General features: G+C 69.1%; 16 protein-coding genes. 6 read left to right on the top strand and 10 right to left on the bottom strand.

Going from position 1 to position 22,447, the window contains the following annotated elements:
* Positions 1–202 precede the first annotated feature (202 nt).
* The gene (locus FB600_RS14650) at positions 203–2,851 is read left to right on the top strand and encodes a GH92 family glycosyl hydrolase (RefSeq protein WP_145757053.1); all 2,649 of its coding nucleotides are present in this window, start codon (positions 203–205) and stop codon (positions 2,849–2,851) included.
* Between the two features lie 57 nt (positions 2,852–2,908).
* On the opposite strand, the gene FB600_RS14655 is transcribed toward FB600_RS14650, so the two are convergent.
* From FB600_RS14655 to FB600_RS14665, 3 genes are all read right to left on the bottom strand, one after another.
* Positions 2,909–5,791, bottom strand: a complete 2,883-nt coding sequence (locus tag FB600_RS14655; RefSeq protein WP_145757052.1) for a glycoside hydrolase family 2 protein — start codon at positions 5,789–5,791, stop codon at positions 2,909–2,911.
* Between the two features lie 521 nt (positions 5,792–6,312).
* Entirely contained in the window at positions 6,313–6,867 is a 555-nt protein-coding gene (locus FB600_RS37205; RefSeq protein WP_186467862.1) for a hypothetical protein, read from the bottom strand.
* 106 nt (positions 6,868–6,973) lie between these two features.
* Complete coding sequence (locus FB600_RS14665) at positions 6,974–7,873, bottom strand: DMT family transporter (RefSeq protein ID WP_046575017.1); 900 nt, start codon at positions 7,871–7,873, stop codon at positions 6,974–6,976.
* A gap of 151 nt (positions 7,874–8,024) precedes the next feature.
* Between FB600_RS14665 and FB600_RS14670 the strand changes: the two genes are divergently transcribed.
* Together FB600_RS14670 and FB600_RS14675 are read left to right on the top strand one after the other, a co-directional pair.
* The gene (locus tag FB600_RS14670; protein WP_145757051.1) at positions 8,025–8,981 is read left to right on the top strand and encodes a helix-turn-helix domain-containing protein; all 957 of its coding nucleotides are present in this window, start codon (positions 8,025–8,027) and stop codon (positions 8,979–8,981) included.
* A gap of 224 nt (positions 8,982–9,205) precedes the next feature.
* Entirely contained in the window at positions 9,206–9,838 is a 633-nt protein-coding gene (locus tag FB600_RS14675) for a trimeric intracellular cation channel family protein (RefSeq protein WP_145757050.1), read from the top strand.
* A gap of 34 nt (positions 9,839–9,872) precedes the next feature.
* On the opposite strand, the gene FB600_RS14680 is transcribed toward FB600_RS14675, so the two are convergent.
* The 4 genes from FB600_RS14680 to FB600_RS14695 all read right to left on the bottom strand — a co-directional run bounded on the left by FB600_RS14680 (position 9,873) and on the right by FB600_RS14695 (position 15,159).
* Entirely contained in the window at positions 9,873–10,943 is a 1,071-nt protein-coding gene (locus FB600_RS14680) for a DNA alkylation repair protein (RefSeq protein ID WP_145757076.1), read from the bottom strand.
* A gap of 131 nt (positions 10,944–11,074) precedes the next feature.
* Positions 11,075–11,779 (bottom strand): helix-turn-helix transcriptional regulator, encoded by a 705-nt coding sequence (locus FB600_RS14685; RefSeq protein ID WP_013691476.1) that lies wholly within the window; start codon positions 11,777–11,779, stop codon positions 11,075–11,077.
* A gap of 208 nt (positions 11,780–11,987) precedes the next feature.
* Complete coding sequence (locus tag FB600_RS14690) at positions 11,988–13,160, bottom strand: histidine kinase (protein WP_145757049.1); 1,173 nt, start codon at positions 13,158–13,160, stop codon at positions 11,988–11,990.
* A gap of 334 nt (positions 13,161–13,494) precedes the next feature.
* Positions 13,495–15,159, bottom strand: a complete 1,665-nt coding sequence (locus FB600_RS14695; RefSeq protein ID WP_145757048.1) for a PLP-dependent aminotransferase family protein — start codon at positions 15,157–15,159, stop codon at positions 13,495–13,497.
* Between the two features lie 135 nt (positions 15,160–15,294).
* Here FB600_RS14695 and FB600_RS14700 point away from each other — a divergent pair, with 135 nt between their 5' ends.
* Together FB600_RS14700 and fabV are read left to right on the top strand one after the other, a co-directional pair.
* Complete coding sequence (locus FB600_RS14700) at positions 15,295–15,936, top strand: FMN-binding negative transcriptional regulator (RefSeq protein ID WP_098151338.1); 642 nt, start codon at positions 15,295–15,297, stop codon at positions 15,934–15,936.
* 263 nt (positions 15,937–16,199) lie between these two features.
* Entirely contained in the window at positions 16,200–17,402 is a 1,203-nt protein-coding gene (fabV, locus tag FB600_RS14705; RefSeq protein WP_145757047.1) for an enoyl-ACP reductase FabV, read from the top strand.
* A gap of 173 nt (positions 17,403–17,575) precedes the next feature.
* On the opposite strand, the gene FB600_RS14710 is transcribed toward fabV, so the two are convergent.
* Both FB600_RS14710 and FB600_RS14715 read right to left on the bottom strand, forming a co-directional pair.
* Complete coding sequence (locus FB600_RS14710) at positions 17,576–19,675, bottom strand: catalase (protein ID WP_096751983.1); 2,100 nt, start codon at positions 19,673–19,675, stop codon at positions 17,576–17,578.
* 384 nt (positions 19,676–20,059) lie between these two features.
* On the bottom strand, positions 20,060–20,668 hold the full coding sequence (locus tag FB600_RS14715) for an alpha/beta fold hydrolase (protein WP_145757046.1): 609 nt from the start codon (positions 20,666–20,668) through the stop codon (positions 20,060–20,062).
* A gap of 77 nt (positions 20,669–20,745) precedes the next feature.
* On the opposite strand from FB600_RS14715, the gene FB600_RS14720 reads away from it, so the two are divergent.
* Positions 20,746–21,561 carry a hypothetical protein gene (locus tag FB600_RS14720; RefSeq protein WP_145757045.1) on the top strand — a complete coding sequence of 272 codons (816 nt, stop codon included), beginning with the start codon at positions 20,746–20,748 and terminating at the stop codon, positions 21,559–21,561.
* 47 nt (positions 21,562–21,608) lie between these two features.
* Here FB600_RS14720 and FB600_RS14725 read toward each other — a convergent pair whose 3' ends face one another.
* Positions 21,609–22,217 carry a hypothetical protein gene (locus FB600_RS14725; protein WP_036055331.1) on the bottom strand — a complete coding sequence of 203 codons (609 nt, stop codon included), beginning with the start codon at positions 22,215–22,217 and terminating at the stop codon, positions 21,609–21,611.
* Positions 22,218–22,447 lie beyond the last annotated feature (230 nt).

The following is a 22,447-nucleotide window of genomic DNA, read 5'->3' on the forward strand; positions in this document are numbered from 1 at the left end:
ATCCGTGCGGCAATTCTTTCCTGACGGGAATCCGCACGGCTGGGGGAGCCTTTGCTGCGGCCAAATCCATGCGGCATCCTCGTCATGCGGACCAATGCTACGGATTCCTACCATTCATCCGCACTCGCGCGCCTGACGACATGCAATAAGAATCCGGGCCATGCGCCCTCGACAAGCAGTTGATACAGAGACGGAGCAGACGATGAAACTACGAAACATGCTTGGCATCGGCGTCGCGGTGGTATTGGCCGGCTGCGGCGGCGACAACGGCGACGCGGGCGGCATCGGCGTGGCGCGTTCAGGCGCGGGGGCCGCCGACACCAACAGCAGCAACAGCACGCGGACAAACGGCAGCAACACATCGGCCGACGCGGTGGACACCGCCCGGTTGCTGCGCAGCGTCGATCCCATCATCGGCACGGCCAATCTCGACATCAAGGCGAATTGGAGCAGCGGCATTCGCGGGCATGGCCACACCTATCCCGGCGCGACCGTGCCGTTCGGCATGGTCCAGCTCGGCCCCGACACGACGGGCGGCCCGAGCGCCCTGCCCTGGGACTGGGATCGCACCTCGGGCTACCAATACGACGATCCGTACATCACCGGCTTCACGCATACGCACCTGTCGGGCGCCGGTATCGGCTCGGGCGGCGAGGTGCGCTTCCTGCCGACGCTCGCGCCGGTCGACGCGGCCACGCTGGCCAGCATCAAGGGCAGCTCGGTCACCTACAACGCACGCTTCAGCCACGCCGACGAGAGCGCCAGCCCCGGCTACTACCGCGTGCGCATGGCGCCCGAGGGCACCGGCAAGACGCCCTGGAACGTGAAGGGCGCGGCCATCCTCGCCGAGCTGACGGCTACCGCCCATGCCGGCGTGCATCGCTACAGCTACTTCCCGAGCGCATCGACGCAGAAACGCGCCATGATCGTCAGCATCGCCAGCCCGATCGGCGGGACGCTCGCGAGCGGCAAGATCCAGGTGATCGACGAGCGCACCATCGCCGGCTGGCAGATCACCAACAACTGGGCCAACAACAAGCCGACCTATTTCATCGCGCGCTTTTCGCAGCCCTTCGACAAGCAGGTGAATTTCAGCGCCGACGGCAGCACCGCCTACCTGAGCTTCGGCACGGCCACTACGGGCGACGCGCCGCTGACCGTGAACGTCGGCATCTCGCCGTCGAGCGTGGCCGACGCCACCGCCAACCTCGCCGCCGAAGTGGGCGCCAAGCCCTTCAACGAGGTGAAGGCCGGCGCCGAACAGACCTGGGCCGCCGCGCTCGGACGGATCCGCATCAAGGGCGGCACCGACGACCAGCGCACCATGTTCTACACCTCGCTCTATCACGCGATGCTCGGGCCGACGCTGTACAACAATGCCGACGGCAGCTATGTCGGCATGGATTCGAGCAACGACGGCAGCAGCTCGCCGCCCACCACCAGCAAGCATGCGGCGCCTGGCTTCGATTATTCCTCCTCGTTCTCGCTGTGGGATACGTTCCGCGCGCAATCGCCGTTGATGACCCTGGTGCAGCCGGAGCGCGTCGACGGCTGGGTCAAGTCGCTGCTCACGCAGTTCAAGCAGAACGGCAAGGGCGAGTTGCCGGTCTGGCCGCTCGCGCAGACCGAAACCTTCACGATGGCGGGCCACCCAGCGATTCCGCTGATCGCCGATGCCTACCTGAAGCACCTCACCAGCGCGAGCACCGACGACATCTGGACCGCCCTCACCACCACCCAGGGCGCCAGCGCCCATGGCTTCGACCAGTACCGCAGCAAGGGCTACGTCTACTCGGGCGACAACGCCTCGGTCTCCACCACCCAGGACTATGCCTTCGACGACTGGGCCACGGCCCGCGTCGGCCAGGCTGCCGGCAAGGGCGATTCGGCCTGGCAGCCCTACCTGACGCGCAGCGGCAACTACCGCAACGTCTACAACCCGGTCAGGTACAACGGCTGGATCTTCGCGGTGCCCAAGAGCGGCTCGGGCAACTGGTCGAGCAATTTCGACCCGGCCGCGGCCGAGAAGACCGATTACTCGGAAGCCAACTCGTGGATCGACACCTGGAACGTCTTCCACGACTTCCCCGGACTGATCTCTGTGCTCGGCGGCAAGACCGGCTTCAGCGCGCAACTCGACCAGGCCTTCAACCCGAAGAACCCGCTCGGCTACCTCAACGGCCAGGGATTTCCGGACCTGACCGGCCGCATCGGCCAGTACGTCGCCGGCAACGAGCCGGCCAACCAGATGCCCTATCTCTACGACGTGGCCGGCACGCCGTCGAAGACGCAGGATCTCGTGCGCACGGTGATGGACGAGCTGTACTCGCTCACGCTCACCGCGCGCGATCGCGGCGAACTGAGCAGCAGCAGCCTGAAGACCGCGCAGGACGATCCGCGCCGCGTGCGCGCCTCGGGCATCCCCGGCAACGACGACTTCGGCCAGCTCTCGGCCTGGTACGTGCTGTCGGCGATGGGGATCTATTCGCTCAACCCGGTGGGCGGCGTCTATTACTTCGGCACGCCGCTGTTCGAGGAAGCCAGCATCCACATCCCGAGCGCGAGCGGCGGCGCGAACGGCAGCGCGCTGCGCTTCCAGGGATCGCGCACGTTCACCATCACGGCGCATACGGCGAGCGGCGCACCGCCCTCCTCGACCCATCGCTACGTGCAGTCGGTCACGCTGAACGGCACGCCGCTGCATCGGCCCTACATCACGCACGAGGAGATGGCGGCCGGCGGCAAGCTCGACTTCGTGATGGGCTCGACGCCGAACGATGCCTGGATCGCGCAATGGGATGGCCGCGATCCGAACACGGCATTCGCGCCGCCGCCGGCCTCGCGGCACTGAGTCGGTGAAACGCACAGGCGGGCCCGGGACAACCGGGCCCGCCTGTTTTTTATCGCCTCAGCACTTGCCGAACGTGGCCACGGCCGGCGCGACGTCGAGCGCCGCGTCGTTGAAGATCACCGGCATGCCGCCCAGGCTCAGCCTCGACCTGGCGCGGTCGAGCTTCCAGCCGTCGACACGCAGCGCCGCCGACGATATCGGCCTTCCCTTCGCATGCGGGACGTCGATCACGACGCGCCGCCTCGCGCCCGGCAGCAGGTTCAGGTAGTTGTCGCTGTAGAAGGCCGGCAGGATGCGCTCGCCGCTGGCGCGGTCGAACAGTTGCAGATGCGTCATCAGCGCGATGCTGCCGCCGATGTTCGCCACCTCGACCGTGATGCGCGTGCTCGTTTCGTCCGGCTCGTCGGACGAGGCCTGGATCGAGACAGCAGCCGGCGTGATCGTGTCGAGCGTCACGTAGCTGCTGTCCGCGCCGCTCTTCTCGTACCAGTAGAGATTCTCGGCAAGCGTCGTGCCGCCGGCATCGCGCAGGATCAGCGCGACCAGGCACACGGACGAGGCAGCGCCCGCGATCAGGGTACGCAGGTTCGCCACCACCTGATACGAAGTCGGTGCCACGCCCGCGATGCTCGGCGTGGCGACGCCGACCAGCGAGCTGTCGAGGTTGTAGACGCGCGCCTCGAGGCTGCCGCCCACCGGCTTCGCCGTGTGGTTGGCGATCGTCAGGTCGAAGCTATTCGCGTCGAGGATCGCGTTCACGCGGCGGCAGCCGTGCCGGACCGCGAAGAAGGACGAATGCTGCTCGAGATCATGGCTGTACATCTGCCAGACGAAGCTGGGCTGCGCCGGATTCGTCATCCACATGATCACGCCGGTGGCGGGCGAGGTGATCGCGCCCGCCGCCGGGCCGATCATCACGGCCGCATTCGCCTCGTAGATCGAGCGGATGCATTCGTAGTTCATCATCTGCGCCTTGCGCACGAAGTCGGCGAGATTGCGGATCTCGCCGTAGCGGAATGCGGTCGCCGCGATATAGCCCGCGCCGCCCTGCTTGTTGCCGACCTGCGGGTAGGTGGCGCCGTTGCCGTTCATGTCGCGATCGGCCCAGTAATCGTCGGGGCATTCCCACGACGAAGGCGGCAGCATCGATTTCACGAACTCGAGCGTCGGGATCGAATGCGAGCCCACCTCGTTGTGGAAGGCCGTGGCGGTCCTGCCGTAGCTGCGCGTGAAGGCCGATTTGGGCGTGGTCCAGTTGTAGGGCCCGCCCGAGGAATAGCCGTTGACGGCACCCGCGCCGGTATCGCCCGCCGAGCTCGTCAGGCACAGCCGCTTCGGGTCGAGCTCCTTCACCAGCGCATCGAGCCCGCTGACCAGCGCGGCGGGCGGCGAGCCCTCGTTGCCGCCGCACCAGAGCAGGATCGACGGATGGTTGCGGAAATGCACGATCACGTCGCGGATATTGTCGAGATCGCGCGGCAGGTTGGCCGGGCCCGCGCCGTTCGCCTCGGTCGAATAGAAGAAGTCCTGCCAGACGAGGATGCCGTAGGCATCGCAGGCATCGAAGAAATCGCGGCTCGTGCTCTGGCCGTTCCAGTTGCGGATCAGGTTCAGGTTGGCGTCGCGATGCAGGCGCACCTGGTTGAACAGACGCTCGCGCGGAATCCGCTTGAGCGCCTCGTCGAGGCCCCAGTTGCCGCCCATCACCAGGATCGGCAGCTTGTTGACGCTGATGCTCAACTGCTTGCCCTGCCCGATATCGCGCGAATAGTCGATGCGGCGCAGGCCGATGTTCACGCTGCGCGTGTCCGATACCTGGCCCAGCAGCTCGATCGACACCGAGACCGCGTACAGGTTCGGCTCGCCATAACCGTTCGGCCACCAGAGCTTCGGGTTCGACAAGGCCAGCTCGGGAACCTCGGCGGGCGTGAGCGTGATCGTGCTCGGCTGGTCGGCGGCGGGAATCGAGATGGCGCGGCGGAACGCGATGTGTTCGCCGATGCGCCCCGTCACCGTGGCCGCGACCGTGGCGCCCGAGCGATTGTCGAGCGAGAGGTCGAGCTGCAGTTGCGCGCTGCCCAGGTCGTCGGAGAGCGTGCTGTCCACGCGCAGGTCGGCGATGCGGATCGCGCCGGTGCTGAACCAGGACACGGGCTGCCAGATGCCGAGGTTGCGATCGGGAATCGTCGGCAACCAGTCCCAGCCGGCCGAGCAGAAGAAGCTCGGGCCGTTCTTCAGCGTGATGCCGGTCGGCCCGCCGTTGCGGCCGCCGCGCGTCACGCCGCTGCCATAGCTCGGCTCGAGCGGGCCTTCCGAGAAGTCGAGCTTGATCGCGCGCACCGCCAGCCATGCCTCGCCGCCGGCCGGCGCGACCAGGCGCGTGACGTCGAAATAGCCGTGCCTGAAAGCACCCGCCAGCGTGCCGACCTGGCTGCCGTTGAGCCAGATCTCGGCGCGGTAGTTCACGCCGTCCAAACGCAGCCACAGGCGCTGCCCCGCGTGCAGCGGCGGTGTCGCGAAGCGCGTGCGATACCAGTAATCGGTGTCCTTCAGCGTATCGGGAATCGTGTCGGTCACGATCCGGCCGTGGAACGGATCGGGATACTTGCCGTTGGCGAGCATGCTGTCGAGGGCGGTGCCGGGCACCGTTGCCGCGGACATGCCGGCCGGCCCTTGCGGGCTCGAGAGCTGCGCGCCGCCGAGCGCGGGCTGCTCGGACGCGGCGATGAAGGTCCATTGACCGCTGATCTCGCGCGAGGCGGCGAGATTGTCGAGCGACGTGGCCGGCGGCGTACCAGGCGGCGTGTCGGGGACGCCGCGATGATCGTCGGCGACGGGAGCGACGGGGTCGGTGCCGTCACCATTGCAGGCGGGCAGGCAGGCGCTCGCCACCAGGGCCGAGCTGTAACCGAGGAATTTTCGACGCGGTGCCGATGGCATGTCGTTCTCCAGTCTTGGGGGTGGAACTCACGAATTGCTGGCGCAAGACGGCCCGGTTCCCTCGCTGAATCGCGATTGACGAGTTGTTTAGGTATTTTGATAAAACAGCATGGTAAACGCGGCCAGGATCAGTATTGTTTTGCGAAGCAGTCATGCACACCTGCGTTAACCCTCGGCGCATGCAGTTTAGTTTTCGGGGCTTCGCTGTTTTGTGTCGAATCGGCGGGATTGGATTGAATTCGATTCGTGAAAATTGACAATCGATCGAGGATTCTCGGCTTCGCCTTTGTATTCGCATGTATCCGCGACAGCTCCCGATACCTGCAGATACAAAAGTGCCGTCTCGCGACACAAACGCCATACGTTCCGGTACTCCAGTGACGATGCCTGATCGGTAGTTGCCGCGGCTTGCGCCGAGGTGGCCCCCGGTCGCCCTGGCTGAGCTTCGGCCAATTGGTTGTATCCACAACACCGTGGGACGCATCCCTCAAAGGTCCCTGCCTCATGAACACACGCCGTAGTCAGCCTTCCCCCCGCCTGCAAGCGGCACAGGCCTCCAACACGGCGACCGGCCCGCGCAGACGGATTCCGGCGGCGGCGATGCCATCCTGCCCTCCCGGCGCGGCCTGCTCGTGGCGGGTGTCGCCGCCGCCTTGACGCCGAGCGCGTCGGTCCTGGCCCAGTCGATGCCGGCCGCCGGCACGCCTGTCAGCGGCGCGCCCGCCGGACCGAACGGCATCAAGGCGCTGGTGTTCGACGTCTATGGCACCTGCACCGACTATTGGAGCAGCATCGTCGAGGAGGGCCGCGCGCTGAGCAAGGCGCGAGGGCCGGAAATCGACTGGCCCGCCATCGCCACCGAATGGTCGGGGCTGCTGCTGGCCGGATTCAAGGCGATTTTCGATGGCCAGCGCCCGTGGCAAAGCCTGGCCGCATTGCGGCTCGACGCGCTGGAAAGCACGCGTCGACGGCGTGGCCTGGACAGCCTGTTGCAGGCGGATCCCGAGAACCTGAACGACATCTGGCAGCGATTGCACACCTGGCCGGATGTCATCCCCGGTTTGCGGCGCCTGCATCAGCCCTATCTGCTCGCCACCCTGTCGAACGCTGACATGGCCGACATGGCGGTGCTGGCGCGCGTGCGCGATTTCCGCTGGGATCTGGTCATGACGGCCGAACTGCTCAGGCCAGCCCGCGCCGCCGCAGGAACAGCTTGCGTCCCAGATCGAAGGCCACCAGGTTCCCCGCCACCACCAGCACCAGCCCGATCACCGCCAGCGTCGACCAGCGATAGCCCTCGAACAGCGTCGACGCGCTCAGCGCCACGAACGGGAACAGCACCGTGCAGTAAGCCGCGCGCTCCGGCCCGATCCGGCCGACCAGCATCAGGTAGGAGGTGAAGCCGATCACCGAGCCCGGCAGCGCCAGGTAGGCCAGCGCGCCGAGATAGCGCGGCGTCATCTCGGGCACGAAGGACAGCCCCGCCACGGCCGAGCCGAGCGTGAGCACCGCGGCGCCGATCAGCATCGCCCAGCTGTTGGTGGTGAGCGGGTGCAGCCCCATCGCCTGCATCCGGCTCGACAGCAGGCTGCCGGTGGAGAAGCACATGGTGCCCGCGAAGGCGATCACCAGGCCGCGCCAGGTGGCCGCGTCGCCGAGATGCCCCGCCATCTGCTGGTAGAACAGGCAGCCGATGCCGACCAGGCCCAGCAGCGCGCCGGCGATCGCGGTGGGCTGCAGCGGCCGGCCCAGGAAGATCCGGCCGTTGATCGCGTTCAGCAGCGGCGCGATCGAGAACACCACGGCCACCAGTCCGCTCGGCACCACGCGCTCGGCGTAGTAGAAGCACAGAAAGTTCAGACAAAACAGCGCCACGCCCTGCGCGACCAGGAAGCGCCAAGCCTCGCGCGGCGGCCGGATCGGCCGGCGCAGCACGCGCAGCAGCAGGAACAGCACGGCCGCGGCGATCCAGAAGCGCAAGGCGATCGAGATGGGCGGCGGCACGCTGTCGAGCTGCCATTTGATGGCGATCCAGGTGGTGCCCCAGATCAGCACGGTGACGGCATAAAGCAGAAGATTCATGAGACGCGGCGGCAGGAAAAAGGTGAGGAAGCGGGAATCGGTCGATCCCCGGCAGCTACTGTGCCGCCGCCCATGTCCGGGCACTTGTCCGGAATTGCGGTCTTTCCGTTACGGCCCGGCGCGGCCGCGCGCGCGCCCCTATACTGCGCACATGAGCTCCGTCCGCCCATCCGCCCCGATCCTCGTCGAACCGCCCGCGTCCGCCTCCGAGCTGGCCGGCGCGGCGGAGCTGCCGTTCGGCCTGCAGTCGGTCTGCCGCACGCTGGCCGAGGCGGACGCCCGGCTCGAGCGCTTCGCCTGGCTGGGCGACCACCTCGCGATCGCCGAATGGACGCGCGAGACCGAGATCGCCGAAACCGTCTACGAGCAGCCCGGCCATCACACGCTGTCGTGCTACCTGGCGGGCGGTTATCGCACCGAGCGGCAGCGGGTGCCCGGCTACGGCGCGCCGAGCCGGCTCTGCGCGCTGCCCGGCGACCACGAATCGCGCTGGTGGGTGCGCGGCCAGATGCATTTCATGCATCTCTACTTCCTGCCCGAGCACTTCGCGCGCCGCGCCGTGCGCGAACTGGACCGCGAACCGCGCGAGCTGGAACTGGCCGATCGCACCTACTTCGAGGATCCGCGCATCGCCGAGCTGTGCCGCTCGCTGCTGCTGGAAAGCTGGGACGACGTCGACGGCCGCCTGCGCGCCAACGAAACCGCCCACGAGGTACTGAGCCGGCTGCTGCGCGAGCAGAGCGTGGTGCGCAGCGGCGTGCCGCGTACCGGCGGGCTGTCGCCGACGGTGCGCCGGCGCGTGCGCGATTATGTGGACGCGAGCCTCGGGCAGTCGATCACGCTCGGCGAGCTGGCCGATCTCGCCGCGCTGTCGGAATACCATTTCGCGCGCATGTTCCGGGTCTCGTTCGGCGCGCCGCCGCATGCCTGGATCGCCGAGCAGCGGCTGGCCCGCGCCCGCGAGCTGCTGCGCGGCACCGCGCTGCCGCTCGCGCAGGTCGCCGAGCAGTGCGGCTACGCGAATGCCGCGCATTTCAGCCATCGCTTCCGCGACGCGCACGGCGTGGCGCCCACCGTGTTCCGCAAGGCCCTGCTGGGCGGCACCTGAGCCCCTGCAAGGCGGGGCCGGCGCCCGCGCCGGGCGTCGACGGTTGCAGTTTTCGAGCATCTGCCTATCATCGTTACCTCGCTCAAGCTCCGATCGACGATGATGTCCCCGTTCTCCCTCCCGACCAGCGCCATCGCGCTGCCCTCGCCGCGCCCGCGCGGCCGCTCCGCCGGCCTGCCGGCGGCTTACCCGGCCAGCCGCCGCGCTCCCTCGGAGCCGCGCGCATGAACGGCCACGTCGCCTACACGCTGCTGGACCTGACGGGCACCTTCGCATTCGCGATCAGCGGCGCCGTGGCGGCCCGCCAGCGGCGCCTCGACCTGTTCGGCGTGGCCTTCGTCACCTTCATCGTCGCCTGCGGCGGCGGCATCGTGCGCGACGTCTGCATCGGCGCCGTGCCGCCGGCCGGCCTCTCGAACTGGAGTTATCTGCTGGTGTCGCTGGTCGCCGCGGCGCTGACCATCGCCGCCTACCAGAAGGTCCGGCGGCTGCGTTACCCGGTGCTGCTGTTCGATGCGATCGGGCTCGGCATGTTTGCCGTGGCCGGCGCGCAGAAGGCGCTGGCCTACAGCGGGAGCGCCGAGGTCGCGATCCTGCTGGGCATGTTCAGCGCGGTGGGCGGCGGCGTGATCCGCGACGTGCTGCTGTCGCGCGTGCCGGCCATCCTGCAGCGCGAGATCTACGCGCTGGCCGCCCTGTTCGGCGCGACCGTCGAGGTCGTCTCGCTGCGCACCAACTGGCTGCCGACGCTCGCGCCCTGGCTCGCGATCGGCTCCTGCGTGGCGATCCGGCTGTCCTCGCTGTACTTCGGCTGGCGGCTGCCGGTGTTCGGCTCGCGCCAGACCGACGGCCGCTGAAGGCCGCCCCCGGCGCCGGGCCGCCCCGCTCGACTCAGCAGGCGAGGTCGAAATGCGCCTGCGCCACCACCGCGCCGTTCACGATCAGCTCGACGCCATGGCGCCCCGCGTAATGCGTGCGCGTCGTGAAATCGCGGATCCGCTGGCTGCGCACGATATCGATGCGCTGCCCCGGCGCCAGCGTCAGCTCCCTGAGCTTGAAGACCTTGTGCGCGGTGCTGCCGTTCTTCTTCACGTAGCCGATCCGATAATCGATCACCAGCCGCTGCGCGTCCGGCGCCGTGGAGACCAGCTCGGCGGCCAGCGTGACCGTCTCGCCGAGTTCGATGCGCGCCGGCGTCACCGCGAACGGCACCGCTTCGATCCTCGCCGCGCCGCTCGCGCCGAGCAGCGCCAGCGCCCGCGCGTCGCCGCGCTTGACCAGCGTGCGCAGCGCATGCCGGACGATCCAGCGCGTGCCGGCATCGTCGACGCCCCATGCGGCGGCACGTTCCAGCACCCAATCCGGATGCAGCTTGGTGACGTCGTTCAGGTGGTTGGCCACCGAGCGGCGCACGTAGTCGCTCGGGTCGGCGCGCAGATTGTCGAGGATCGGCGCGGCCAGCGCGGGATCGGCCTCGATCTCGCGCAGCCGGAACGACCAGGGCAGGCGCGGCCGGCTGCCTTCGCTGGCCAGCCGGCGCACGGCTTGGTCCTCGTGCCGGGACCAGTCGCGCAGCGTGGCCAGCGCGCGTCGCGGATCGTCGCGCAGGAATTCGCGCACCGCGAATTCCGAGCTGCCGAAGCGCGTGAAGAAGGCCAGCGCCGCCATCGAGCGATCGAAGTCGTGACGGCCGAACTGGCCGACGTAGTCGGGCGCGACCAGCGACAGGAAGCCGCCGCCCAGGTGCGGCGCGGCCTCGGCCAGCAGCGTCAGCACGGTGTCGTAGCCGCCCGGCAGCGCTTGCGCGCCGGCCTCGATCGCGAGGCTGGCGCGACGCACGCGCGCCATCAGCGACAGCTCGTCGAGGCCATCGAGCGCGACCGCCAGGAAGCGCCGCGTGTCGAAGCTGCGTTCGATCAGTTTCAGCGTGGAGAGCAGCGAACGGAATTGCCGTTCGCCCATCGAGTCCTTGAGAAGGACCGGGGAATCGACGGAATCAGGAGAATCGGGAGCCTGGGTGGACATGGCACGGTGGCCGCGCGGAGGACCGCGCGCGCGTGATCGGAAAGCCCGCAGCTTCGCCGATCACGCTGTCAGTTTTTGTCAGGAGACTGCAGGGACAGCGCCAGTTGCGCATGCAGCCCGCGCATCAGGGCCGCGCGCCGCGCCGGGTAGCGGTCGAGCTCGGTGGCGGCCTGGATCCGGTCGGTGCGGAAGGTGCGGAAGGCTTCGCGCAGTTCGCACCAGGCGGCCAGCACGCGCGCGTTGTCCATGAAGCCGATCTGGACCGGCCAGACGATGCGATGCGACTGGCTGCCGGCCACGTCCACATAGACGATCTCGAGCCGCCGCTCGGCACGGATCGCCGCGCGCAGCCGGCCCAGCTCGACCACGTTGGCGGGAAACGAGGGCGCGGGCGGCCCCGGCATGGCGAGCGGCGCGTCGAGCGTCGCGCCGGCATCGGGCGGCAGCACCGCAGCGATCTTGGCCAGCGCGGCCGCCGCGGCCGTCTTCAGGATCTCGTCGCCGCGCTGGTCGACATAGTGGAGCCCCAGCACGATCGCCTCGATCTCCTCGCGCGCGAACATCAGCGGCGGCAGGAAATGGCCGGCGCGCAGCAGGTAGCCGACGCCGGCACTGCCCTCGATCGGGGCGCCCTGCGCGATCAGTTCGGCGATGTCGCGATAGATGGTGCGCTCCGATACGGCCAGATCGGCGGCGAGCTGCGCCGCCGTGACGGGGCGGCGCCTGGCGCGCAGCAGTTCCAGCAGGTTGAGCAGACGTCCCGAACGTGACATGGCGGGCTCCCGTTGGCGTGTATGTCACGTTGCCGGTTGGCGGCCGGCAACGTGCCCGCGATTGTAAGGGTTCGGGGCGGGAGAGGGAGGCTGGTTAGTTGCTTTTGGAGGGAAATGCGCCGGGGTGGCCAGGTTCGTTTGTCCCGGCGCTTTCGCGTAACGAGCGGGATGGCTCAGCAGCGGGTCACGATCGCAGATCGGGCAGCCTTTACGTATCGACATGGCGTGCCCCTCGTGCCGGGTTGTGCGACGGCGCATCGGATTGGCCGCTGGAGGCTGGAGCGCCGCCCCACGGCGCCAAGGGTTCCCGCACCTCGAACACGCCTTCCAGGTAGTCGGCGTAGCGATCTCGCAGATAAGCAAGCGAGGCGGCCCGGTCGATCTGCAAGTCGAACTTGTCCAGGAAGAACTGCAGGCGGGAACGGTTCTCGTCGAGGATCTGCGCCCAGGTCTTCACCTGGATCGTCACGTTCGCCTTCGCGTAGATCAGGCCGGTATCGTCCTGGGCGAGTGCCTCGGCATAAGGCGCCAGTTCGTCGCCGATCACCCAGAAATTCCAGTTCACCTTCACCATCGAAAAGCGAGGGTCGCGCATCACGCTGAAGGCATGGGCCTGGATCTGCGTGATCTCCTCCGAGCCGATCTTCACCCGCGGCGCCTTCAGCTCGACGATCAGATGCGACAGGCCATTCGCGCGATGCGACCGGGTCGCCTTCGACAGCATCAGGTCGACGATGCCGCGCGTGCGCGAGACAGGCTTCACCGGCGCGTCGATGACGAGATCGCGGCCCAGCCATTTCCGGTGCTCGGCCAGCACGGCCGTCAGCGATTGATCGTCGACCGACAGGCTGTACTCCTCGCCGAACAGCCAGCAGTTCTCCGCGACGATGCGATGCAGCTGCGTGCGCTCCTTCAGGCGCCGTTTCGGTTCGGGATCGAACAACAGCACTTCGAGCCCCGCGATGAAACGCAGGCGCTCGGAGACGACCCGGCTCGCGCCGATGATCGACGACAGCGAGGTATCGCGCAGCAGATGGGCGAGCTCGTCGCGCTGCGGCTTCGGCAGGCGCAGCACCTCGTCGAGGATGAGCTGCAGCGACGCGGGGCTGGTCTCGATCGCCTGCCTCAACATGCGAAGCTGGAACGCCTTGCTGCGGCGCTGGATCGCGTCGAAGCCGGGGAGATGGCGGGCGACATGCACCGCCACGATGTCGAACACCTGCCGCTCGATCTGCTCGATCGAGGTGCCCGGCTCATCTGGAAACGGATAGACCTGCTCGGACTTCCATTCCTCCACCACGGCCCGCGCCTGCGCAGCCGCCTGGTCGAGGTCCTGGAATGCCTGCGGCCGGGTGCCGGCCGGATCATGCCGCGTCGTCATGCGATGCTCCCGAAATGCGACCGGTGCTGGCCGCCGGCCTGGGTGAATCAGGAATGGCATCGTCGCGTCGCCTGGAATCGGTGCCGCGCGCCCGAGCCGACGCCGCGCGTCGGACCTGGGGCCCGGACGATTCCTTGTCGCGAACAGGAAGATGGGGTTGCCGGACGAATGCCGGCATCGAGATGGACCGGGCAAGCCGGATCGCAACGATGCACCGGATTGAAACCGAACCGGCAGCGTAGCGAACCTGAAAAGAGATAGCCTTGCCGACGATCAAGCGGGAAACGCATCGCCCGCGACCTCGACGCGCATGATGAAGCGCGCCGTGCCGGGCCTACTTCGCGGCGGCCACGATCACCGCCGCCAACCGCCGCGCCGCCGCCTCCATCACCGCCTCGTCATAGCCCCCGAAGCCGAGCACCAGCCCGGCTCGCGCCGTGCCCGGCGCATACATCGGCGACACCGGCCGCACCGCGACGCCCGCCTCCAGCGCGGCGGCCGCCACGCGGCGATCGTCGAGGCCCGGCGCGAGCCAGAGCACCAGGTGCATGCCCTGGTCGCTCGGCTCGCGCCAGGCCAGTTCGGGCGGCAAGGCCGCGTCGAGCGTGGCGATCAGCCGGGCGCGGCTCGCCGCGTAGACGCCGCGCACGCGCCGGATGTGCCGGTCGAGATGGCCCTCGCCGATGAAGGCGGCCAGCACGTGCTGGTCGGCCTCGGGCGGATGGCGGTCCATCAGCACGCGCGCGCCGCGAAACGCGGCGACCAGCTCCGGCGGCACGATCGCGTAGCCGAGCCGCAGCGAGGGAAACAGGATCTTGCTGAAGGTGCCGAGATAGACCACGCGCCGCGGGTCCAGCCCCTGCATCGCCGGGAAGGGATGGCCGGCATAGCGCAGCTCGCTGTCGTAATCGTCCTCGACGATCCAGGCGTCGCGCGCGCGGGCCCAGTCGAGCAGCGCGTCGCGGCGCGCCACGCTCAAGGGCATGCCGAGCGGGTACTGGTGCGAGGGCGTGACGAAGGCGGCGCGCGCCTCGGGCGCCAGGCGCAGCCCGGCATCGACATCGAGCCCTTCGGCGTCGACCGGCACGCGCACGATGGCCTCGCGCCGCCCGGTGCTCTCGAGGATCGCGGTGATGCCGCGATAGGCCGGGTTCTCGACCCAGGCGCGCTCGCCCTCGCCGAGCAGCACCTGGGCGGCCAGGTAGAGCCCCTGCTGGGTGCCGCTGGTGACGATCACCTGGGCCGCCTCGCAACGCACCGAGCGCGCGCGGCGCACGTAAGCGGCGATCGCCTCGCGCAAGGCGTCCACGCCGCGCGTGTCGCCGTAGCCCGACGGCGCGGCCGGGCCGCGAGCGCGCAGCCGGTTGCCGAGCCGCCGCCAGGCCGCATCGGGCAGCGTCGCGCCGCCCGGCACCGAGACCGCGAACGGGATCGGCGGCAAGGGCTCGAAATCGGCGGCGATCGCGGCGTACATGGCCGCCGGGCCGGGCAGGCGGCTCGGCCCGGCTGGATTCTCGCCGGTCACGCTCGCCGTGTGGCGGCGCGAGTCGCCGGCTTCGGCGCTCTTGGTGGCTTCGGCGACTTCGGCAATTCCAGCGGCTCCGGTGGTTCCAGCGGCTCCGCCAACTCCACCAACCGCCCCTGCCCGCCCCACCCGTGAAGCCGGCTCGGCATCCCGCCCCGGCCGCACCTCCCCGGGACGCAATCCCATCGCCGCGACAGGCAGGCTCAGCGCCGGCGCCACCCAGGTGCCGGTGCGCCCGCGTGAAACCAGGAAACCCTCGGCGACCAGTTGCTCGAAGGCCTCGATCACGGTGCCGCGCGCCAGACCGAGCGCCGCCGCGAGCTGGCGCGTGGCCGGCAACGGTTCGCCGGGCAGCAGGCCACCGCGCCGGATCGCGTCGCGCAAGGCCTGCGCGAGCTGGCGGCTCAGTTGGCCGGCGGCGCGGTCGAGCGGGCCGAGCGCGGGAACGGCAGGCGACCGGGCGGTACGAGCCATCGATTCTGGTCCATTGAAATGACAGGAAACTGGCTCTTTATCCTGAGCCAGACAGCTAGCAGAATACGCGAATTCGACTATCGGACGCCGCGCCAGCCCACCGACGCGCCGCCGCCCGCCCCACCCGGAGCCGCCATGTACCTGCCCGCCCATTTCAACGAAGCCCGCCCCGAGGTGTTGCACGCGCTGATCGCCGCCCACCCGTTCGGCACGCTGGTCACGCACGGCGCCGACGGACTCGACGCGAACCACCTCCCGTTCGAGCTCGATCCGGCGGCCGGCAGCCTGGGCGTGCTGCATGCCCACGTGGCGCGCGCCAACCCGGTCTGGCGGCAGGTCGCGAACGGCGACCCGGTGCTGGTGATGTTCCGCGCGATGGACGCCTACATCTCGCCGAACTGGTACCCGAGCAAGCACGAGGCGCACCGCCAGGTGCCGACCTGGAACTACGCGGTCGCGCACGCGCACGGCCGGATCACGGTGCGCGACGACGAACGCTACGTGCGCGGCGTGGTGGCGAAGCTGACGCGCCGCCACGAGGCCGCGCAGCCGGTGCCCTGGAAGATGGGCGATGCGCCGGCCGACTATCTCGACGAGATGCTGAAGGCCATCGTCGGCATCGAGATCGAGATCACGCGCTTCGAAGGCAAGCTCAAGCTGGGCCAGAACAAGACGGCGCGCGACGTGCAGGGCGCGGCCGAGGGCCTGCGCGGGCAGGGGCGGCACGACATCGCCGAGGCGATGCTGGCGGGTGGAATCGGCGAGCCGAAGGCCTGACAGAGCAAGGGCGCCCGAGCCGCCCGAACTCGCGAGCCCCGGGATTACAAAATGAACGAGACGCCGGCGCCAAGCCGGCGCGGCGGCGTACCGGATATCCGGCGCCAGGGAAATACATATCGACGGCCGCCCGGCCGTCGCGCCCGCCGCGGCCAGGGTCGGATGCCCCGCCCCGCAATCGTTCGCGCCCCGCGGGGCTTCCATTACAATGCACGGCGTTTCCGTCCGTCGAACTTCGACGCTTACCGTATTCAGGGGCTTTCATGATCATCAAACCGCGCGTGCGTGGCTTCATCTGCGTGACCACTCATCCTGCCGGCTGTGAAGCGAACGTCAAGGAACAGATCGACTACGTCGTCAAGCAAGGCCCGATCGCCAACGGCCCCAAGAAGGTGCTGGTGATCGGCTCGTCGACCGGCTACGGCCTCGCCGCGCGCATCTCGGCCGCCTTCGGCTCGCAGGCCGACACGCTGGGCGTGTGCTTCGAGCGCCCCGGCAGCGAGACCAAGCCCGGCACGGCCGGCTGGTACAACAGCGCCGCCTTCGAGAAGTTCGCCAAGGCCGAGGGCCGCTACGCCCGGACCATCAACGGCGACGCCTTCTCCAACGAGGTCAAGCGCGTCACCATCGACACCATCAAGGCCGATCTCGGCCAGGTCGACCTGGTGGTCTACAGCCTGGCCTCGCCGCGCCGCACGCATCCGAAGACGGGCGTGGTGCACAACTCCACGCTCAAGCCGATCGGCAAGAGCGTGGCCTTCCGCGGCCTCGACACCGACAAGGAAGTGATCAAGGACACCGTGCTCGAGCCGGCCTCGCAGGAAGAGATCGACAACACCGTGGCGGTGATGGGCGGCGAGGACTGGCAGATGTGGATCGACGCGCTGAACCAGGCCGGCGTGCTGGCCCCGGGCGCCAAGACCACCGCCTTCACCTACCTCGGCGAGCAGATCACCCACGACATCTACTGGAACGGCTCGATCGGCGCGGCCAAGAAGGATCTCGACAAGACCGTGATCGGCCTGCGCGAGACGCTTTCCGCCACCGGCGGCGACGCGCGCGTGGCGGTGCTCAAGGCGGTCGTCACGCAAGCCAGCTCGGCGATCCCGATGATGCCGCTGTACCTCTCCCTGCTGTTCAAGGTGATGAAGGAAGCCGGCACGCACGAAGGCTGCATCGAGCAGGTCTATGGGCTGCTGCACGACACGATGTACGGCTCAACGCCGCATATCGACGAGGACGGCCGCCTGCGCGCCGACTACAAGGAACTCGATCCGCAGGTGCAGGGCAAGGTGCAGGCGCTGTGGAACCAGGTCACCAACGAGAACCTCTACGAGCTGACCGATTTCGCCGGCTACAAGCACGAGTTCCTGCGCCTGTTCGGCTTCGAGATCGCCGGTGTCGACTACGACGCCGACGTCAATCCCGACGTGGCGATCCCGGGGCTGATCTCGGTCGGCCTGTAACGGTCACGCCAGGATCGGGCGCGCGGGCCGTCCAGGCCGCGCGCACCGCATCGCGGGCCGGTCGCGAAGACGTGCATCGCGCGCGCCTCGCGACCGGCCCGTTTCCTTTGCGCGCTCGGGCTCGAGCCGAGGCCGGCACCTGGCCTCGGGGCCAGGCGCCGGCTTGCCCGCGCTCAGGCCAGCGTGCGCAGCGTCGGCTCGCGATCGAAGAAGCGCTGCCCCGCCGCCTTCACGAAGGCATCGCCGAGCCCCGTCACGCCCGCGTCGGCCTGCACGCCGGCCCGATCCAGCAGGGGCTGCGCGCCGGGCGTATGCCCGATCGCCTTCAGGTGCGCATAGGCGTCGAGCACGAAGGCGATCGCCGCCGAATCGGCCGCCAGTCGCTCGGCCGCGTCCTTCGCCAGCACCAGCGCCACCGCGTCGACCAGCACCGAGGGCGAGCCGGCCAGTTGCCCGTCGGCGCTCAGCGTGCCGCCCTTCACGGCGATGCCGCCGACCTTCGGCGCGATCAGCATCGCGCGGCCGCCGGCCTTCTCGATCGCGGCCACCAGCTTGTCGATCTCCGCCTTGTCCGAACCCTCGTCGAACAGGATGCCGATCTTGCGGCCCTGCACGGTGTGCTTCGCGTTGCCGACGATCGACAGCGCCGGCGACGGCTTCATGTCGATCGGCTCGCGCGCGGGCGGCGCGGCCGGCGGCAGCGCGATCGCGAGGCCGTCGGCGACGCGCTGCGCGAGCGACTCGTCGACGTTGCGCAGCCTCGACACCATGCGCGAGCGCACCGCCTCGAGCGACACCTTCGACAGCTCGAACACGAAGGCCGAGGCCAGGTGCGCCTGCTCGATCGGCTGCAGCGAGCGGAAAAAGAGCCGCGCCTGGCTGTAGTGGTCGGCGAACAGCTCGGCGCGCACGCGCAGCTTCTCCGAGGGATCGTTGCGCTCGGCATTGGCCTCGAAGGTGGTGAAGCCCTCGGCCGGCGCCTCGCGCGGCCCGCCCGGCTCGCCCGCGTCGGCCAGCGAGTTCGGCTCGTAGTTCGCGCGGCCTTCCGGCACCTGGGTCTGCATCATCCCGTCGCGCTGCATGTTGTGGAACGGGCAGCGCGGCGCGTTGATCGGGATCTGGTGGAAGTTGGTGGTACCCAGCCGCGACTTCTGCGTGTCGAGATAGCTGAACAGGCGCCCCTGCAGCAGCGGGTCGTTGGTGAAATCGACGCCCGGCACCACGTTCGAGGGCAGGAAGGCGGCCTGCTCGGTCTCGGCGAAGAAGTTCCTCGCGTTGGCGTTCAGCGTGAGCCGGCCGATCGGCTCGACCGGGATCTCCTCCTCGGGGATCAGCTTGGTGGCGTCGAGCACGTCGTAGGGCTGCTTCGCGGCCCAGGCCTCGTCGAACACCTGGATGCCGAGGTCCCATTCGGGAAAATCGCCGGCCTCGATCGCCTCGAACAGGTCGCGGCGATGATAGTCCGGGTCCGCGCCGGCGATCTTCACCGCCTCGTCCCAGACGGTCGACTGCACCCCGAGCACCGGCTTCCAGTGGAACTTCACGTACTTGCCCTGACCCTTCGCGTTGACGAAGCGGAAGGTATGCACGCCGAAGCCCTGCATCATGCGCAGCGAGCGCGGGATCGCGCGATCCGACATCGCCCACATCAGCATGTGGGTGCTTTCGGGCATCAGGCTCGCGAAATCCCAGAACGTGTCGTGCGCGGAAGCCGCCTGCGGATAACCGCGATCGGCCTCCATCTTCACGCTGTGGATCAGGTCGGGAAACTTGATCGCGTCCTGGATGAAGAACACCGGGATGTTGTTGCCGACCAGGTCCCAGTTGCCCTCCTGCGTATAGAACTTGACGGCGAAGCCGCGCACGTCGCGCGGCGTGTCGACCGAGCCCGCGCCGCCGGCCACGGTGGAGAAGCGCACGAACACCGGCACCTCGTCGCCCACCTTCTGGAACAGGCTGGCGCGCGTGAGCTCGGGAATCGCCCTGGTGCAGCGGAACACGCCGTGCGCGCCGCTGCCGCGCGCGTGCACGATGCGCTCGGGAATCCGCTCGTGGTCGAAATGGAAGATCTTCTCGCGCAGCACGAAGTCTTCCAGCAGCGTCGGGCCGCGTTCGCCGGCGCGCAGGCTGTTCTGGTTGTCCGAAACGGGGATGCCGAAATTGGTGGTCAGCACCTCGGGATCGTGCTTGCCCTGGCCGGTGTGCTGTTGATGCGTTTCGCCGCCCTTGCCGATGACGGTGCCGGCATCCTGGGGCGTTTTCGATTTGGCCATGTGTTTCCTCCGCGGCGGGTTGTGGGGTTGGGGCCCGCGATGCGCGCCAATGCACGAGACCGCGAGGCGGCGAACATGGCGGGGCGCGATCGGGCCGGAATCACATCGGGCGCGGCGGCGTGCAAAAACTACACGGCCGTGCCCGACAGGGACCGGCGGCGGCGCCCGCCTCGCCATGCCGGCGCGGGCGGCGCGGCAAGGCTTGGCGAGGCGCGGCGGCACATCGGTGCCGCACGCGCCGCGAGTCGTCGGCAAGGCAGGCGCAAGATGCGAACCCGGCGCTGAGGGAAGGCGGAAACGATGGCGCGGTGCCGGGCACGAGCCCCGCACGAGGCGGAGAAGCGGCGAAGGAGCGGCGAAGATGCGGAGGGGATGCGGCGGCGTTCAGCGCCGCAGATGAGCGTCGACCAGCGGCGCCAGCGAGGCCGCATGAACGCGGGCCAGATCGTGCCGGCCGCCCGGCACCACGTGCAGGGCCGAATCGGGAAGCAGGCCATGCAGCCGCTCGCCGACGGCGACGGGGCTGTAAGGATCGTCGTCGCCCCAGATCAGCAGGGACGGCTGCGCGATGGCCGGCAAGCGCTCGCCGAGCTCACCCCGGCTGGCGACGAACCAATCCGGCAGATGTCCGTTGTTCGCGAGGAAATCGGCGCGCCAATCCCGCGCGCCCAGGGCGGCCATGTCGACGCCGCCCGAGCTCACGCACAGCACCAGGTGCGTGACCCGCTCGGGCCGGGCGAGCGCGGCGCGCACCGCCAGCACGCCGCCCATCGATTGCGCGATCAGCGCGGTGGGGCCCTCGATGCGTGCCAGCACGCGCTCCAGCAGGTCGTCGATATCGTGGATCGACGGATCGGCGGGCTCGCCGCCAAAGCCGGGATAGGCGAGGATCTCGCGCCCGGCCGTGGCTTCGAGGCGATCGGCCAGCGGCCGCCAGAAGCCGGTATCGCCCGAGGCGCCCGGCAGGAACAACAGGGTGGAGGGGATCGGCATGGCTCTCTCGTTGGCTGGTGGTGATGTTTCGATCCGGAACCGCGCGCGGGTATCATCCAGCTTTACCCGCTCCCGCCATGCTCGCGCTCAAGCTGACGCTCGTCCCGCTGTTCCTGCTCGTGGTCTCGATGTCCGGCACCTGGTGGGGGCCGTCGATCGCCGGCTGGCTGGCCGGGCTGCCGGTGGTGGCCGGCCCGATCCTGTTCCTGCTGGTTCTCGAGCACGGCCCGGCGTTCGGCGCGCAGGCGGCCCTGCTGTCGCTGGCCGCCATTCTGGCATCCGAGGCCTTCAATTTCACCTATGCCTGGACCTGCCGCGCCCGCGCCTGGCCGATCGCGCTGGGCGCCGGCCTGCTGGTCTGGGCGATGGCGGCCGCGGCGCTGGCGCGGCTGCCCGGCACGCCGCTCGCGGCGGCCCTCGCGGCGCTGGCCGCGATCGCCTTCGGGCAGGCCTTCCTGCCGCGTGGCGCGGCCGGCGCGGCGAACCTGCCGCTCGCCCGCCGCGACCTGGCCGGCCGCATGCTGGCCGGCGCGCTGCTCACGCTCGCCGTCACCGCGCTGTCGAATCGCGCGGGCCCGGCATGGAGCGGGCTGCTCGCCGTGTTTCCGCTGCTCGGCAGCGTGCTGGCCGTCTCCTCGCATCGCGCGCATGGCGCCGGTTTCGCGATCGCCCTGCTGCGGGGGATGGTGCTGGGACGCTTCTCCTTCGTCGCCTTCTGCCTGGCGCTGGCGTATGCGCTGCCGCATTGGCCGATCCCGCTCGCCTTCGGCACCGCCTGCGCGACGGCCATGCTGGTGCAATGGGCCACGCGGCGCCTGGCTCGCGCGGCGGGCGAGCGCGGCAACCATGCCGCCGGGCCGAACCTGGCGGCCGAAGCCGCGCCGCCGCGCTAGGCCCATCGATTCGCCACGAACGCCGCGCTTCGAAGCGAATCACCCCATCAATGCGCCACGCCGCTCAGCGTGCCGAGATGCCGTTCACGGTCAAAGGCCTCGTTCACGTCGCAATATCTGCCGGTCGACTGCGTGCGCTTGACCAGCTTGAAGTACAGCGGCGGCCAGCCGATCGTGCCGTCGTCGTTGCGCGTCAGCACGTAGTCGCTGAAGCGCACCGTCTCCGAAGCCGCGTAGTTGTCGCCCATCTCGCGCGTCGCCACGATCAGCCGCATCGGCTGCCCCGCCGCCGCCTTCAGCAGGCGGAAATCCTGCAGCAGGCAGTCTGCGCCGCCGTTCACGGTCAGCGTGTCGATTTCGTCGTCGTCGGCGCCCTTGGCCCCGGGCTTGCCCGGCGCGCCGTACAGCGGCACCAGGTTCCACTGGCCGCCATTGGCCTTGTCGACGAAGTGGAAGCTGATCATGTCGAAGCCATGCGCGTTGTAGTTCTCGCGCCAGCTGCGTATCACGTAGCCGTCGTTGCCGTCGAACGAGACGCGCGTCATGCCGTTGGCGACCGGCACCACCCGCGACAGCTCTCGGCCGGCCAGCGCCAGGCCGGCGCCCGCGCCGATCACGACGAGCACCACGATGCCGGCGATCCAACGTTTCTTCATGCGAAGTCCTGAACAACTCGAGGTGCGCCACGCGCCCTGGGGCCGGCGCTCGCGCATCGAGAAAAAATGGGAAGCGCGGAGCTTGCAGGCGGCCGCCGGCCTTGTCAATCGAGGCCGGCGATAGGCGCCGCGAAGCGCAACGATTCCCCCCATTGCGCCGCATCGCGTCGACAATCCACCCCGCGTCAGATGCAACGCGTGGAAAACCGGCAAAGCACTTCAGGCCGGTG

The sequence above is a fragment of the Burkholderia sp. SJZ089 genome, from assembly GCF_007828315.1.
Lineage (GTDB): Bacteria > Pseudomonadota > Gammaproteobacteria > Burkholderiales > Burkholderiaceae > Burkholderia > Burkholderia gladioli.

Bases quoted from the DNA above. Each gene is read 5' to 3' on its own strand.
- FB600_RS14650 (WP_145757053.1), top strand. From the start codon at position 203: ATGAAACTACGAAACATGCTTGGCATCGGCGTCGCGGTGGTATTGGCC.
- FB600_RS14655 (WP_145757052.1), bottom strand. From the start codon at position 5,791: ATGCCATCGGCACCGCGTCGAAAATTCCTCGGTTACAGCTCGGCCCTG.
- FB600_RS37205 (WP_186467862.1), bottom strand. From the start codon at position 6,867: ATGCAGGCGCCGCAAACCGGGGATGACATCCGGCCAGGTGTGCAATCG.
- FB600_RS14665 (WP_046575017.1), bottom strand. From the start codon at position 7,873: ATGAATCTTCTGCTTTATGCCGTCACCGTGCTGATCTGGGGCACCACC.
- FB600_RS14670 (WP_145757051.1), top strand. From the start codon at position 8,025: ATGAGCTCCGTCCGCCCATCCGCCCCGATCCTCGTCGAACCGCCCGCG.
- FB600_RS14675 (WP_145757050.1), top strand. From the start codon at position 9,206: ATGAACGGCCACGTCGCCTACACGCTGCTGGACCTGACGGGCACCTTC.
- FB600_RS14680 (WP_145757076.1), bottom strand. From the start codon at position 10,943: ATGGGCGAACGGCAATTCCGTTCGCTGCTCTCCACGCTGAAACTGATC.
- FB600_RS14685 (WP_013691476.1), bottom strand. From the start codon at position 11,779: ATGTCACGTTCGGGACGTCTGCTCAACCTGCTGGAACTGCTGCGCGCC.
- FB600_RS14690 (WP_145757049.1), bottom strand. From the start codon at position 13,160: ATGACGACGCGGCATGATCCGGCCGGCACCCGGCCGCAGGCATTCCAG.
- FB600_RS14695 (WP_145757048.1), bottom strand. From the start codon at position 15,159: ATGGCTCGTACCGCCCGGTCGCCTGCCGTTCCCGCGCTCGGCCCGCTC.
- FB600_RS14700 (WP_098151338.1), top strand. From the start codon at position 15,295: ATGTACCTGCCCGCCCATTTCAACGAAGCCCGCCCCGAGGTGTTGCAC.
- fabV (WP_145757047.1), top strand. From the start codon at position 16,200: ATGATCATCAAACCGCGCGTGCGTGGCTTCATCTGCGTGACCACTCAT.
- FB600_RS14710 (WP_096751983.1), bottom strand. From the start codon at position 19,675: ATGGCCAAATCGAAAACGCCCCAGGATGCCGGCACCGTCATCGGCAAG.
- FB600_RS14715 (WP_145757046.1), bottom strand. From the start codon at position 20,668: ATGCCGATCCCCTCCACCCTGTTGTTCCTGCCGGGCGCCTCGGGCGAT.
- FB600_RS14720 (WP_145757045.1), top strand. From the start codon at position 20,746: ATGCTCGCGCTCAAGCTGACGCTCGTCCCGCTGTTCCTGCTCGTGGTC.
- FB600_RS14725 (WP_036055331.1), bottom strand. From the start codon at position 22,217: ATGAAGAAACGTTGGATCGCCGGCATCGTGGTGCTCGTCGTGATCGGC.